General features: G+C 40.9%; 15 protein-coding genes. 6 read left to right on the top strand and 9 right to left on the bottom strand.

Annotated features, from left to right (window positions below):
• Positions 1-28 precede the first annotated feature (28 nt).
• The 5 genes from G622_RS0115895 (at position 29) to G622_RS0115920 (ending at position 7,417) form a co-directional block, all read left to right on the top strand.
• On the top strand, positions 29-1,603 hold the full coding sequence (locus tag G622_RS0115895; protein WP_026511524.1) for a hypothetical protein: 1,575 nt from the start codon (positions 29-31) through the stop codon (positions 1,601-1,603).
• Between the two features lie 22 nt (positions 1,604-1,625).
• Positions 1,626-4,994 carry a hypothetical protein gene (locus tag G622_RS0115900; RefSeq protein ID WP_155831526.1) on the top strand — a complete coding sequence of 1,123 codons (3,369 nt, stop codon included), beginning with the start codon at positions 1,626-1,628 and terminating at the stop codon, positions 4,992-4,994.
• Between the two features lie 4 nt (positions 4,995-4,998).
• On the top strand, positions 4,999-6,630 hold the full coding sequence (locus G622_RS0115905) for a hypothetical protein (protein ID WP_026511526.1): 1,632 nt from the start codon (positions 4,999-5,001) through the stop codon (positions 6,628-6,630).
• Between the two features lie 111 nt (positions 6,631-6,741).
• Positions 6,742-7,041, top strand: a complete 300-nt coding sequence (locus tag G622_RS0115915; protein ID WP_026511527.1) for an STAS domain-containing protein — start codon at positions 6,742-6,744, stop codon at positions 7,039-7,041.
• Between the two features lie 13 nt (positions 7,042-7,054).
• A complete protein-coding gene (locus G622_RS0115920) occupies positions 7,055-7,417 on the top strand; it encodes a PP2C family protein-serine/threonine phosphatase (protein ID WP_026511528.1) in 363 nt (120 codons plus the stop codon).
• 33 nt (positions 7,418-7,450) lie between these two features.
• On the opposite strand, the gene G622_RS24820 is transcribed toward G622_RS0115920, so the two are convergent.
• The 8 genes from G622_RS24820 to G622_RS0115960 are packed head-to-tail and all read right to left on the bottom strand — an operon-like array spanning position 7,451 to position 12,782.
• Positions 7,451-7,888, bottom strand: coding sequence for a hypothetical protein (locus tag G622_RS24820; RefSeq protein WP_026511529.1), 438 nt, complete (start codon positions 7,886-7,888; stop codon positions 7,451-7,453).
• A complete protein-coding gene (locus tag G622_RS24825; protein ID WP_049945904.1) occupies positions 7,878-8,465 on the bottom strand; it encodes a hypothetical protein in 588 nt (195 codons plus the stop codon). The genes G622_RS24820 and G622_RS24825 overlap by 11 nt, the downstream gene beginning before the upstream one ends.
• Positions 8,465-8,962, bottom strand: coding sequence for a DUF4860 domain-containing protein (locus G622_RS0115935; RefSeq protein WP_026511530.1), 498 nt, complete (start codon positions 8,960-8,962; stop codon positions 8,465-8,467). Before G622_RS0115935 ends, G622_RS24825 begins: the two co-directional genes overlap by 1 nt.
• Complete coding sequence (locus G622_RS0115940) at positions 8,959-9,318, bottom strand: hypothetical protein (RefSeq protein ID WP_026511531.1); 360 nt, start codon at positions 9,316-9,318, stop codon at positions 8,959-8,961. The genes G622_RS0115935 and G622_RS0115940 overlap by 4 nt, the downstream gene beginning before the upstream one ends.
• Before the next feature lie 4 nt (positions 9,319-9,322).
• Positions 9,323-10,375, bottom strand: a complete 1,053-nt coding sequence (locus G622_RS0115945) for a type II secretion system F family protein (RefSeq protein WP_026511532.1) — start codon at positions 10,373-10,375, stop codon at positions 9,323-9,325.
• 29 nt (positions 10,376-10,404) lie between these two features.
• A complete protein-coding gene (locus tag G622_RS23245) occupies positions 10,405-11,553 on the bottom strand; it encodes a transglutaminase-like domain-containing protein (protein WP_049945905.1) in 1,149 nt (382 codons plus the stop codon).
• Between the two features lie 3 nt (positions 11,554-11,556).
• Positions 11,557-12,045, bottom strand: coding sequence for an RNA polymerase sigma factor (locus G622_RS24830; RefSeq protein ID WP_026511533.1), 489 nt, complete (start codon positions 12,043-12,045; stop codon positions 11,557-11,559).
• Between the two features lie 5 nt (positions 12,046-12,050).
• Complete coding sequence (locus G622_RS0115960) at positions 12,051-12,782, bottom strand: GGDEF domain-containing protein (RefSeq protein WP_026511534.1); 732 nt, start codon at positions 12,780-12,782, stop codon at positions 12,051-12,053.
• 172 nt (positions 12,783-12,954) lie between these two features.
• On the opposite strand from G622_RS0115960, the gene G622_RS0115965 reads away from it, so the two are divergent.
• Positions 12,955-13,191, top strand: coding sequence for a hypothetical protein (locus tag G622_RS0115965; protein ID WP_026511535.1), 237 nt, complete (start codon positions 12,955-12,957; stop codon positions 13,189-13,191).
• Positions 13,192-13,221: 30 nt separating this feature from the next.
• Here G622_RS0115965 and G622_RS0115970 read toward each other — a convergent pair whose 3' ends face one another.
• Complete coding sequence (locus tag G622_RS0115970) at positions 13,222-14,052, bottom strand: histidinol-phosphatase HisJ family protein (RefSeq protein WP_026511536.1); 831 nt, start codon at positions 14,050-14,052, stop codon at positions 13,222-13,224.
• Positions 14,053-14,165 lie beyond the last annotated feature (113 nt).

A 14,165-nucleotide genomic window follows, 5' to 3' on the forward strand; every position in this document is an offset into this window, starting at 1 on the left:
CAAAAAGGAAACGATTGGAAGAATCAGTATGAGAAAATCAATCACTTTATTGTCTGTTTGTTTTATGACTGCCATGTCCCTCGCGGGATGTGGCAGTACAAATGCTCCTACGGATGCAGCAACACAGGAAAATGGCGAGGAGAAATCCGACAAAACAAGCGAAGAGAAAACTGTAGAGAAGCCTGCTTCAGAGGCAGCGGAAGAAGTATCTGAAGCAGGTAGTTCCGAAAGCGAAACAGATACTGCCAAGGATGCTGAGGATGAAGAGAATCCTTATGACGGAGGCCCTGACTGGGTAACACTGGCTGATGAGTTTGTTCTTCCCACAAGCCAGATGTGCATAGAGGATGCGGTGTCAAAGTATGCCATTACACTTTTTGACGGTGGTCAGTATCACGATTATGAAGGGGATATCGGGGAGATAATCCCGCAGTACAAGGACAAGGACCTTGACGGCGATCATAAGCCGGATGTGATTAAGCGCGAAGGACAGCACTATGTCTTTGAGCTTACACGTAAAGGAACCTTTAAGACGGATGATTATTCATCAAGCCCCAATGAGGGTGAAGTTATCCAGTTTGCTGATCTTGCCTACAGAAATTTTGATGAGATAGAGATAGTTCACTACACATTCGGAACAGGCGGTTCCAGTGTCTGGGATACAGCAATTTATTCCTGGCAGGACGAAGAGTGGAGAAAATTCCCTATCATTGATAAAGATGGCGTCATCGATTCACATCAGCTTCAGAGGCTTATTGCCAAGGAGACGGGAAAATCTTATGAACCCGGATGCGTAAGAGTTGCAGATATACACATGCAATACATGCTTCTTGATCTGGGAAGCAAAGACGGCGCCGAGCAGACGTATGATTATAGAACGACATACCTGTATATGAATTTCTTTCCGGAATATCTTAGGACTAGCGATTATGAATGTTCCGGGTTAAACGTTGACATGGGACTTATCAACTCATGGCCGTATGAGCTTTCTGGTGATCCGGTAGATCTTACAGGGGATCTTGGTCGCAAGCTAAATATCTATTTGTCCAATTTTTCGGAACAAGGCTATGAAGATAAAGAATGGCCATACACTTATGCTCATTTTGTACTTGAGTGGTGCAGGATAAATGATCCTTCAAGTGTTAAGTTTTCTAATGACAGATATGGTGTTGACAGGGAAAAAATGTTTGAGATTCTCAACAGGTTCTTTGGGACCAATTTTGAAGAGGGAGATTATTACGACCTTACTGTCAATAATCCTTATAACGGAACAGTTGAATATGACGGTAATACTGACTGGTATTATGAGCCGGCTGCGGACGGAGAGATGTTTAGGAATAACGCATTTTCTGTAGTGTCGGATGCTCAGGAGATCAAGGGACAGTATAACCAAAAATTCCTGCGTCTGCCCTTTAAAGTATACAGAATTCCGGCGGAAGAGTATGAACTGCAAGGTATCGATAAGAAGTATTATTCGCTAAGTGCGGACGAAGCAGAAAAACTTGACAGGGAAGGTACACTGTACTATGCAGCAAATGGACTTGCCTTTCTTGAGGAAGTAGAGGATGGATATTGGCTTATCAGCTATAGTGTTTTTGAATAAAAAATTGTATTGATGGGGGCATATGATGAGAAGAAAACTAATATCTCTAATACTAATGTCTACAATTACCTGCTGTCTTTTTTCTGGCTGTGGCAAAACCGATAATGGTGGAGCGCAAACTGAGCAAAAGGAGAGCAGTGTATCTGAAGCTGCGCCTGAAACTTCTACCCCCAAAGACAATTCTGATGAAAAAGAACTGACTGAAAACGAGCCTGCTAAGACTAGCGAGGGGGCACCGGCTCTTTTGCTAAATAGGGCTAGCAGAATTGAATGGAATGATGAGAACAAGCCAATAATTTATCATTATTACAGTTATCTTACCCTTGAAAAAGAATATGCTGCTTCTCACAGTCTGCTTGCAGATAATCTTGATAAGGCAAGAGCTGATATTGAAGCCCGCGAGTACGACAACTATATGATTTCCCTTGAAGAGGCAAAGGAATTTGAGGGCTCTGCATTTGAGTGCAGCTGGTATACGTACCTTCGAAGGTGCGACGACCGATATATAAGCTTTGTAAATGAGTGCCGCAACAGTGGAACTTTTGATTTTGATGCCATTTCTTATTTGGCTCGCACATATAGTGTTGACAGCGGAAAAGAGATAGAGCTTTCCGACATCGTATCTGATGAAGATGCCTTCTTTGACCTCCTTGCAGCAAAGTTAAAAGAAAAGGTTGACGAGGACATGAATGATTACATGGGAGAGCCCTCAAACCTTGATCTTGATGGATTTAAAGACAGAATCAAAAAGAGCCTGGATTTCGAAGATGGCTCATGGACGCTTGATCCCCAGGGAATATCTTTCTGGTTTGACTCAAATGTCTTTTCACTGTTTTCAGCCTCGGCTACTGTATTCTTCTCGGAAGATAAGGATGGGAAAATTTTTAAAGAAGAGCTTGTAAAAGACATTCCGGATGAATGGATAATGCAGATGCCGGATGCAGATATAACCTATTTCGACGAGGACGACGATGGTGGCGTGAATGAAGTAATGGCATTTGAGACAAATGATTTTGATGCGGATGGCGAACACTTTTATATTAGCGGATTTGGGATCAACTATGAAGACGAATCGCCCAGGTATAAGCAGGAAGAAGTAGGCACCTATGACTTTTTCCTTATGCACAAAGATCACAAGAATCTCATTTTAGAAAGCCATTATGAGTATGAAGACGGACTCATAAGCACATATCTGCTTGAAAATGGAAAAGTAAAAGACGGCGAGAAGATATGGGCAGCACTTGAATACAGCTGGGATGAGGCAGGAGCAGCGCAGGAGTATGCTCCATGCTATCTCCCTACAAATATGGATAATATCAGAGTGCTCATCGATGAAGGAACTGAGGCTCATGATATGACATCTGATATCCTCAGTGTTTCCATTGATGGAAAAATGAAACTTGCCAGTGGCAGAACTGATGCCCTTGGGACGGGCGGAGATTCAAGCGCTTCGGCAAATACCCCTGATCCATTAAAGGGCCTGGTATCAGATGACATCCTTAATGCTTTTCGTGCTTCGAACAATGTAAAATCCATATCAATCTATGAAGAAGGCAAAAACCTTGGAAGCTGGATTCAAAAGACCATTGGGAGAGACGTCGGTGAAGATATTCAAAATGAAGGTGATAATATTGGACGCAGTTATGAGTTCTGGTTTGGAACAGATGTAGGCAACAATTTTGAAAGCAACTTCCCAATAATCTATGGAACTTACTATTCTCTGAAGGATTACTACGAGTCTAACGGAATGAGAAGCGTAGAATTCTATGAGGGGATTCAAGAAGAAAACGAGTTTCTTGGCAGTGGTAACCCGGATAATATCACTAATATGTTTTACGATCTGAGGAACTTCGTTACAGACTGTAATAACGTCGTTCGTGATAAAGAAGGAATTGAAGATGTAGGAGCAGATATAGACTATGAAGTAAGCTATGCACCTGTCCTTAACGAGGTGCATAAGGTTGTTACTTCCGGCTATGATTATGATAAGAAATACAAATACATATCTGACGGCCTGATGGAAAAATGCATGTATCCCGGAGATGGTGATCTGTCCGAGGCAGTGGGATATGTACTTGATGATATAAGCGGCGACGGTATCCCAGAGCTTATTATTGGATGCGATGAAGAATATGGCGATTTTCCAAAGCAAAGCTATATTTATAGCGTTTTCTCACTACAGAATGATAAGCCCATCAAGGTATTTGATGGCTGGGCAAGAAGCAGCTATCGCTGGATAGGAGATGACCATTTCTATTATTGCGGCTCAGGCGGAGCAGCGATCACTCTCTTTGGCGAAAACCATCTGAGCAAAGACGGCTTGGAAATCGTCTGGGATGACTTTTATTTCTCGGATGAAAAGGTCGGCGGAGATATTGGACTATATCACAACACTACCGGTATCTTTGATGCAAATGAGTCAGAAGAACTTAATATTTCAGACGGCAAGTTCTGGGCCATGATGGATGATTATGAAAAACAATGCAAACTCCTTTCATGGACTCCTATCGGGAAATATGTTAGTAAGGCAAGCAGTGCAAGTGCCGAGATAACCGCATATGCGAAATTCCTTTCAACTTACATGGAGCATCCTGCAATGTCAAAAACTCTGTCGGAAGAATTTGGAGAAGAGGATAAACCTGAGAGTTTAGACGGAGTGTCTTTTACACTAATTTATGTGGATGATGATGAGATTCCGGAGCTTGCGGTAGCTAATGGAGATGCACCATGGAATCCTGTTCATGTTTTTTCTTATAAGGATGGTGAAGTCAAAGAAAACGGTGAATACTCCATGTATGGGAAGATGTATTATTCTCCGAAAAAAAGATACATTCTTCCTATGTACTACATTCCTGCAGAAAATGCTGAAATAGAAATTTATGGAAGTGATAAAACAATCCCCTTTAATCTTGACAGGGATTCCAAGAACTTCATTTCTCCAAGTGATTACAACAGCATGTTCCTTTCAGATGCAAAAGACATGGAAGATGAGCTCACACGGATGAAAGAGGCTGCGCCACTTGGTCTTACTGCCCTTGGAGCACCAATAATAGATGATTCTTATCTGACAGAGGGTGATATTTTTTTTGAAGGCAAGCACGCTGAGCAGATTCCTGGTATCTGGTATCTAAATACCGAAGATGCTGATGCGCCCACCTGGATAGAGTTTGATACAAATGGAACATTTACAACCCATTATGATGAGCTGGCAGGCGCCACAGTTGGTTATATTGAATATGAGAAGAAGTCACCTCTTCTTGAGGATGGCGGGATTTATTATCTGTATTACTCTGACGGTACAGAATATGATGCGTTTGAAATTGGCCCCGATAAGGAACATGGTTATATAATGAACTTCTTTGGCAGAGTCTATTATAAAAATCAGGAGTGAAAAAATGAAAAGAAAGACGATTTCATCGGCTATGTGTTTGACTGTGGCAGCAGCAATGGCGCTTAATATGTCGGCATGTGGACAGAGCGCTGAGTCAGCAGGTTGCAGTGAAACTGTGACAGAAGAGGCACCATCTGAAAAGCAGAGCGACAAGGATGAAAAAAATAAGGAAGAGGCCAAAGAAGCAAAAGAACCAGTAGCTGAAAAAGCAGATGATGCTCAAAGCGCAGAAGATTTTGACCTATACAGTGCACTGGCAGGAGAGGATTTTGAACTCTCTTCTGTAAATACTTATGATAGCAATTACCGCACATGGATAAAATTTAAGGAGGATGGCTCTTTTAGCGGATCCTTTATCAAAGATTATTATGTGGAATCAGCAGATGGGCAGGCAGACGGGCAGGCCGATGGAAGCTTTACCGGAAAACTAGGAAAGTGCACACAGGTTGATCAGTATACCTGGAAAGCTGATATAGAAGAGCTTACCTATGACGTATCTGCGGATGTCCCGAAGGAGTATTCAAGTGCAAGCGGCCTTGAAGGCTATGATAACGGCTCTACCGAAATGACTTTTCATCTTCCGGGAAAAGATGTAGAGGCGCTTCCGGGGGATGTAAGCTCATGGCTTTTTGGCAATGACTTTGGAGCATATGTGGGCTATGACATGGACTGGGTATTAGATACGCCTTTAGATCTCCCGTTTTATGTTGTATCCACAAAGGATGGCTGCTTCTCGGGAAGAAATGTGTCCGGGAAGAACGAACTGTGCATCATAAACAAGGCTAAACTCCCTGGATTTATAAATCAGGAGCTTACAATAAATCCGGATGGTACCTATACCTGCATTGATGCAGATGAGAATGGAAACATCAAATTCACAAATACCTGCTTCGAATATAACGGATTTGATGTTGACGTAGAGGAGTGCATTAAAAAGATATATGGCAACATAGATTATGAATATATCTCCATATATGGCAATGGCGGCGAAAACGACGAAGATGAGTGGATATACAAGCCTGACTGGAAGTGGCTCAATGGCATGAAGTCCAAGTATGCATTCTGGAGTGTTGGGGAAAATGATAACTATGTCTTCTATCAGGGCAGATTTGTAAGTCCCTATATAGATGATGGCAGGTATGTATTTGCTTACATATTGGAATATCATGGCGCCGGAAAGGCTGTAGATGCGGAGACTGCATCTATGGCATTGGGGTCTCTGTCTTTTTCCGGAAGGAAGGATGAGCTTTCATGTGCCGGAGTAACAGCGGGACAGCCTTACACTGAACTTCTGATAGAATGCATAAAGGGACAGGGACGGAGCATCCTTGGCGACGAAGTAGAGTTTGTACACGAGGGTGAGACTGAAAAGATAGAAAAGTATGGTCTTGACCCTAACGCGTTTTATGATGATTACCAGATTGGCGGCTATGATGGAAAGTTCGAAGAATTCGAACTTGCAAATCAGTGTCCTATCTATACTCAGTATGCACCTGACGGTCTGCACAGGCTTCTTACCCTTGAGGAATTCAATTCTTATGTGCCTGCAAATGATCAGGATGGTAGCAGGCTTATGAATATAGTTCTTGATAAGGATGGAAAAGTAATACTGATCAGTGAACCGTATACGCCATAAAGAGGCAGATAAGCATCCGGAGCTTGAGAAAGTGTATCCAGGCTATGCTGTTGTAAGAGTTGAAGGATCGGCATATAAGCTTGAGCATATTGACATAAAAGGGGAAATAAAATGAATATTTATAAGGAAAGAGAAGGAAGTATATTAAAGGTAAAAATAAAAGGGAGCGTGGATGCAGTTACAGCGCCGGAGCTTGATAAAGCTATTGAAAATGAAATTCCTGATATAACAGATGTTTTAATGGATTGTAAAGATATGGATTATATCTCTTCTGCAGGATTAAGAGTGATTTTGAAAACATATCAGTCTCTTTTGGGCAAAGGGGGTAAAGTAGTAATTGAGCATGTAAAGAGCGAGCTTATGTATATTTTTGAGGATACCGGTTTCATTAAGTTTATTGAGATAAGATGAAGGTATAAACAGGATGAAAAGAATAGTTACAGAAGGTGGACTTAGTAAAAAAATACTGAAGCTAAGTGTTTTTTTAGTATCAACTGTTCTTGTTGCTTGTACAGTGGGAGCGATAAAGAACCAGGAATATATGGATGATAGTTTTATTATGAATGCCAAAGATGTACTGTTTGTTTATACCGATGGACTTAATGAAGCCAAAAACACCAATGACGAGATGCTGGGACAGGATAGAATGCTTAAGGCACTTAATTTGGCAGATGATGATCCGCAGGAACTTATTGTCTCCATGAAAAAGGCGGTAAACGATTTTGCAAATGGAGCACAACAATTTGATGACCTTACAATGCTGGCCATTAGATATAATGGGATTTGAACAGAGCATTTTGTGATGTTCTTTACAAGCTAATTATTTATGGCGGAAAGAAGCGCCCCCTTGTTCAGAAGACTTCATAACTGGAAGGGTCTCATCAAAATTGGCTTTTTCATCATGTGTCACAACGCACCATTCTGTTATTTTAAAAGAAAGGCTGTCAGTCGAGTCTGCTCCTGAAGCCTTAAAACTCACATCAAGAGTCTGGAAGTCGCTTAGAGGGATGCTTTTTTTTAGCTCTGTATCTTTATCCATGGAATAAAAAGAAGGATCATTTTCTGCTATAAAACCATTTGCTTCATGGCAGGCTTCAAAATAGGAGATAGACCTTTCAAACATCTTTTTGCTAAGGATATAATCCGCCCTTGAATTGACCAGCGCCAAAGCTGCAAAGGATATCAGACTAAGCACCAGAAAAATGAGCAGAATCGATGCCGCTCCGATATGGGTACTGTAGATAGGTCTACGCTTCATCTGTGCTATCCTCCATTGTTCCTATATAGAAATCAACGTATCTGTCAGAAATAACCCGTGAATCATTGTCTTTTGGAATCTGATCAATGATCGTGGAATCCTCCATTTTTAATATGGCAATTTCTCCAAGCAGTGCATTCCCTTTCATGCGGGAGGTATCTGCGGAAGTGTCAGAATAAACCTCTGACGAGGGCAACTCCGAGATACATAAAAGGAGTTCGTATTTTGCATTATCCAAAGCTCCATTACCTGCGGGATAGCTTATAAGCTCAAAATCTTCATCAAAAAACATTACCAGAGTACCTACTTCCGGATTGTTTTCGTAGGAAACAAGTACGATGGAACTGTCCAGGAAGAAGTCGGATATTTCCTTCAGGCTCCCATATTTTCCGTAAAAAACTTCAGAGATGTTTTGCGTCCAAAGTATTGAATTGTTCATCTCGACTGAAGCTTCTGACAGGCTGTGTGACTGCACAAAAAGCTGGACACAGATTGCCCCTGAAATCGAAAAGAACAGGATGGCTATGATGAGCTCCATAAGGAATAGGCTCGTTTTGCTGTGCATTTCTTTATTCATTAATCTTCTTGTGCTCCTGATCTTCTGGTGGTTATAAAGGTAAGCTCCTCACCATCTGTTAGTATTATTGTTATGAGAAGTATGTTTTCACCCTTAGGAGTAAGGACCATATCATCTATATCCATGATCTTCTGGCCGGATTCCGGTGGAAGATCTCCCGCATCGGCCCTGGCGAACAGTTCCATAAGCGCACCCTCATATTCATAGAGGTAAGTGACATAGTTCTCTGAGTCTATGGTGGTGTCTATTCGAAGGGCGCCGGATTTATTGAATGTGGAAGAACTGATATTGCCCGCTCTGTCACATTGTCTTAGCTTTTCTGTGATGTAGGCATAAGCCGTACGTCTGTCATAGTTTTTGGAAAGGGTATCAACACCTCTTTTATATATGCTCGATCCAAGGGCAATAAGCATCAGGGCTCCCATCGCAAACAGGAACAGGAGAGCTATAACAAAGAGCATATCTATGGTATGTCTGCTTTCGAATTTCTTCTTCATCGATCTATACCTAATCCCTGTTTTCCAACGTATAAAATGGTCACGTCGGGATAAATGTTAGCTGCAATCGGACGGTAATCTACGAAAAACATGTTTTTGTCATAGACAAGTCCGTAGTGAACCTCCAGATAGTTAAGGCTTGGCGGATAGATGCCTTCAATGGAGTAGCACTGTACTATATCGCGCTCAATAGCCATGTGAAGGGCATTTTCCTGCTTTTCAATGGTGCTGGTGCTTATCTGCTTTACGCCAAAGTAGAAAATAACAATTAGTAAAATAATTGTGGCAGTAGGTAACACAAATCCTAAAAGTCCAAGTATGAAATTATTCTTTTTCTTTAAAGAAATTTCTTCCATGTTTTTATCCTATTGATGACATTATTCCCATTAGCGGCAGTATAACTGACAAAAGAATCAGTCCTACTATAAGAGAGAGAATGATAACAAGCGTGGGTTCAAGGATCGAAATAAAGTTATACATTTTTCTCTGGGTCTCGTCTGAATATTTCCTTGCAATCTGCTGCATTACTGTTTCCATTGAACCTGACTGAAATCCTATGGCAACCATACGGGAATAAAATCTGTTTAAAATGCCTGCTTTCAAAAGAGCTTCGGGAAAGTTGTCGCCATCTGCAATAAGTGCTCTGCAGGTATCGATTTTGGCTGACATTTCATCATATTCAACGAGCTTGCTGACAAGGCGAAGACCCTCATAGGTATCCATTCCGCTTGAAAGAGTCAGAACCATGCCGTTGGCAAATCTGGCAGTGGATATTTCGCTGAAAATCTTTCTGATGGGAGGTATGTGCATGCCAATGGAGCGAAAGGCGGCACGACCTCCTTTTGTTTTTACAAAAAATATGCAGACCCCGGCAAATATCACCATTAGAATTACAAAGACTATGGAATAGTTGTTTAAAACGCTTCCGATTGTCATAAGGGATCTTGAAAATGCATTCATACTGGTTCCAAGCTGTGCAAATACCTGGCTGAAGATCGGCAATACCTGGGTTATAAGGACAAGTATTACGACTATCATCATGCCAATCATGATAAGAGGGTAGGATATGGCGCTGCTGATATTATTTCTGATGGTGTCCTCCTGCTCGTAGTAATCTGCCAGAGATTCCATTACCAGATCCAGATTTCCTGATTCTTCGCCAATGGTGACCATATGAATTACATAGCCCGGGAAAACACCTGTCATCTGAAGTGCAATATGGAATTTCTCACCTGAACTCAGAATCTGGGAGATAGTCATTAGTGTGGAATCATCCCCATCAAGCTTAAAGTCCTGCAGCATTATTTCTATTCCCTCAAGCGGGGCTATTCCTGCTTTTATCAAAAGGGCCATCTGTCTGCAAAAAACTGAAATTTCATAATCGGATAGAGCTTTGGCTGTCCGCTTTTCCATTTTGTTTTCTCCTTAATACACTAAGCTTTTTAGTAAATGTATTTCGTTTTATAGTTCTCACCATCACCAATGAAATTTGCCAGTTTTTCCTTTTCGGTGGTTGATGCAAAAGTCGGATCCATTAACGACCATTCTTTTCCGTCGAATCTTATCATTCCGTTGATCCAGCCAATATCAGTTATATAAGTGCTTATCCAGGCGTGGTAAGCAGTTCCCGCGTATCCAACCTCCATTCTGGTAGGAATTTTCTGGGATCGGAGCATGGCGGTCATGAGAACGGCGTAGTCAAGGCATATACCTTTTCCTGTTGTAATTACTTCATCAATATCAGGTATATATCCGCTTTGTACGCTTTCAGCTTCTTCATAATCATAGCTGAGGCTGCTGATAATGGCGTTATAGACGGAAGATACAACGTCAAGATCATGGTTTGCAGTGTATGATAGATATTCACTGTAAGCTATGGCCTGATTGCCCTCATCAAAATTTACATACTGATTCGGATATAGGAAGGGCAGGAATTCGTCGTTTATGTTCACGTCAATTTTTTGAGAAAAAGCTGTGACATATTGGGTTGCAACCAGGTTTTCATATACGCATACAAGATATGTTCCGTTACCTGCCTGAAGAGGAAATACCTCATTCTTACCTCCGCCTGTTGCGAGATTGTAGGTGTATACAATTTCGTCAGGACCTGTGATGCGAAGCTTGACCTTGTTTGAATCTCCTGTGTAGCGAATGACCAGGTATCCATCTGAAGCATTTGTGGCATCTACGATGGCAAGATCATTTTTATAAACAACTTTACCGCCTGCCAGGGGGTGCAGGCACACCGGAGTATTGTCACGCAGCCCTTTTGTGAGTGTTGTTACGTCATAGGAAGCCCTGTTTGCCATTGCCTTAGCTGCGCGTTCCTTATCAGGATCAATCACGGGACCGCTTGGAAGCGCAAACAAAAAGACAGGGAAAAATATGACGATCACCAGCAGTGCTATTGAAATGAGAATGCTTACCGTGTAGTGATCAGGCCTTCTTTTTGCGCAGAGCATCTTGCCGGCATTTTCATCTGAAAGAAAGCAAGCACCCTTTCCTGCAGAGTGAAGCACGTCAAAAAGGATTGAAGTGGCATCAGTGTCCGCTATATGAAATTTATTCTTCCTGCTTTTGATAAAATTCATATCTTAAATTCTCTGTAGTGTTCGCAGTTTTGTCATGTGTTCTCTGGCAGAAGTCAGTATTTCAAGTACAAATTTATTTCTGATATGCAAAGCATTTGCGATTTCTTTTTCTGAAAGTCCTACAAAATCATGAAGGAAAAAAATTTCCCGCTCTAAAAATGATAGAGATAATAGTTCCTCCGGGTGCAGGAGAGAATACAGATCCATTCTGGCGTCCTCGATAGCTTTCTCGTAACAAACATCAAAGGCTATGCGTCTTAACCACGCAATAAATAAAGAAGGGTCCTTAAGCTTTATGATGTTTTTTAGCGCAACGGAGTATATCTCGGTCACAGCCTGCCTGCTCTTTTTATCATCACTAAGAATAAGCCTGCAAAAGTTGTAGGTATCATCTACGGTTAGCTGATATAGCTTTACAAAACATTCCGAATCATCATTCCATAGACCAACAACAAGTTTTTGAATTGTATTTGTGTCAGCTTTATTAAACATAGGCCTTACTCCGGATACGATAAAATCTTTACATTAGACTGAAATTCCATGTAGGCGCTGGTAATAAGCGTATAAAAATGGTCTGCTTTAATGTCACTTTCCAAAACGGCAGAGTAGGAAAGCTCTATAGGAAGCTCCGGAGTGATGATGTTGTGATTATGGATGCGTCTGCCAAGTTCATCCAGAAAATATGAGAGTGCAGTATCATCACAGTTTTCTATTACAACCAGAAACTCGTTCCCACTGTTTCTTCCTATCAGCCCATACTGGGTGCCAACAGATTCCAAAAGTGCACAAAAATCGGAAATAACCCTGTCACCACCGGTGCGTCCGCTCTTTTCATTTATCTGTTTTATGTTGTTAAGAACAAGAAGAATCAGTCCCAGGCCTTCGATTTTCTCGGGAGAGTCGTATTTTTGCGAAATCCTGTCTATGCTATATCTGTTCGGAAGACCGGTAAGCTTATCGAGATACGACAAATCATTTAATTCCCTGACCACTTCTGAATTCTTCTTTAGTAAGATCAGATCAAATAAAATAGAAAGTAAGCTAATGATCAGGCATAGCCAGGTCACTACGAACGAAATAGTAAAGAATATGTTTTTTAAAATCTGACTGCGGAAATCCTGATCAATAATAAGAATGAAAAGGTAAACAAAAACAAGTACCACGAGAATAGCCAAAAATATGGACTTTGTTTTGCGAATTTTCCTTACAAGCTTTGGTCTGTAGGTCATCAAAATCCCCCTTTGATGGCATAAAATGCACATTTTCTTGAATTAATTATAAGGATAGGTTCTTTAAAAAAAATGCATTAACCATAAACTAAGAATAAAGTTAGGGTAAAATCTTAGGAAATTAAAACAAGGACAAAATGTGATTTAGTATAATGAAAAAGAGGTGAAAGAAATGCTGATCTTGACTTTTATAATTCTGGTGATAGTGATTTTAATAACACTCGTGGCATATCTGTATATAAATGATTGCATGAGGCTTCAAAGACGCCTTTTAAAGCTGGGAGTCTCTAAAAGTGAGCTTTTGTCTTTTAGAGACCGTTTTTCTGTCATCCATCTAAAGGAACTTTTATACGAAAAAGAGACCGAACTTGCTGAGGAGTGCTTTTTGACGGTCGAGAAGGATATTTAGATTCCTGAATCTCCCTGGAAATTCAGGAATTTAAAGCTTTATGTATTTTGGATCCCTTTGACTAAAGGTGGTGTAGTACTTAAAACCGCAGGATTTTACGAGTTCTACTGCTGTGTCAAATCCCAGGGCCACATGCTCGGGCTTATGGGCATCGGAGCCAAAAGTCAGTATTTCACCGCCCAGCTCATGGAAACGGAGCAGAACATCCCTGGAGGGATTTGTATCACCTAAAGATGGCTCAGAATAAAGGGACTTGGAGTTTACATCAAGTCCTTTTCCTTTGTCTATCAGTGTCTTTAGAATCTCATCGATTAGATCGCTATAGGTTTTGTAATTGTAATTGCGATTCAGAGAAGGAGCGTAACGGACAATATAATCCAGATGTCCTAACACATCGAAATCGTCAAATAGCTGAATGTTCTCCAGTGTTGATTCAAAAAACTCAGTAAAAGCCTCTTTTTCACTGCGATTTTCATAATAATCGGAATAGTAAGGATCCTTGCCGTGACAAAGGTGGTTTGATCCTATCACAAAATCAAAAGGATACTTTTTTACATATTGTTCATTTTGAAAAACAATTTGAGGCTGTAAGCCAAGCTCAACGCCAAAACCAATATTGATGAGTCCTGCATATTTGTCCTGAAATACTCTGATTTCTGACATGTAGCTTTCCGTATCAAGGTCGTATGTGCCCTCGGGAATATCCTCGGTTACAGGATAATCCATGTCCATATGCTCTGTTATACATATGGAAGAGAGGCTTTTTTGCAGGGCTTTTTCTATCATCATCTCCATGGGAGCATCAGAATCACCTGAGTGATGGGTGTGCATATGAAAATCTGCTGGTAAAGTTTTTGACATAATTATCTCCGGCTGAACGCTTTTTCTTTTTGGGCGCTCGTAAATTGTGTGATTAAAATAACGGTAACTTCAAATTTTTGAATTATTTTATCACAAAAATATGTATTTGTTGG

The organism is Butyrivibrio sp. LC3010, assembly GCF_000424385.1.
Lineage (GTDB): Bacteria > Bacillota > Clostridia > Lachnospirales > Lachnospiraceae > Butyrivibrio.

Excerpts from the sequence above, each read along its gene's own strand:
- G622_RS0115895 (WP_026511524.1), top strand. The coding sequence starts at position 29 with ATGAGAAAATCAATCACTTTATTGTCTGTTTGTTTTATGACTGCCATG.
- G622_RS0115900 (WP_155831526.1), top strand. The coding sequence starts at position 1,626 with ATGATGAGAAGAAAACTAATATCTCTAATACTAATGTCTACAATTACC.
- G622_RS0115905 (WP_026511526.1), top strand. The coding sequence starts at position 4,999 with ATGAAAAGAAAGACGATTTCATCGGCTATGTGTTTGACTGTGGCAGCA.
- G622_RS0115915 (WP_026511527.1), top strand. The coding sequence starts at position 6,742 with ATGAATATTTATAAGGAAAGAGAAGGAAGTATATTAAAGGTAAAAATA.
- G622_RS0115920 (WP_026511528.1), top strand. The coding sequence starts at position 7,055 with ATGAAAAGAATAGTTACAGAAGGTGGACTTAGTAAAAAAATACTGAAG.
- G622_RS24820 (WP_026511529.1), bottom strand. The coding sequence starts at position 7,888 with ATGAAGCGTAGACCTATCTACAGTACCCATATCGGAGCGGCATCGATT.
- G622_RS24825 (WP_049945904.1), bottom strand. The coding sequence starts at position 8,465 with ATGAATAAAGAAATGCACAGCAAAACGAGCCTATTCCTTATGGAGCTC.
- G622_RS0115935 (WP_026511530.1), bottom strand. The coding sequence starts at position 8,962 with ATGAAGAAGAAATTCGAAAGCAGACATACCATAGATATGCTCTTTGTT.
- G622_RS0115940 (WP_026511531.1), bottom strand. The coding sequence starts at position 9,318 with ATGGAAGAAATTTCTTTAAAGAAAAAGAATAATTTCATACTTGGACTT.
- G622_RS0115945 (WP_026511532.1), bottom strand. The coding sequence starts at position 10,375 with ATGGAAAAGCGGACAGCCAAAGCTCTATCCGATTATGAAATTTCAGTT.
- G622_RS23245 (WP_049945905.1), bottom strand. The coding sequence starts at position 11,553 with ATGAATTTTATCAAAAGCAGGAAGAATAAATTTCATATAGCGGACACT.
- G622_RS24830 (WP_026511533.1), bottom strand. The coding sequence starts at position 12,045 with ATGTTTAATAAAGCTGACACAAATACAATTCAAAAACTTGTTGTTGGT.
- G622_RS0115960 (WP_026511534.1), bottom strand. The coding sequence starts at position 12,782 with ATGACCTACAGACCAAAGCTTGTAAGGAAAATTCGCAAAACAAAGTCC.
- G622_RS0115965 (WP_026511535.1), top strand. The coding sequence starts at position 12,955 with ATGCTGATCTTGACTTTTATAATTCTGGTGATAGTGATTTTAATAACA.
- G622_RS0115970 (WP_026511536.1), bottom strand. The coding sequence starts at position 14,052 with ATGTCAAAAACTTTACCAGCAGATTTTCATATGCACACCCATCACTCA.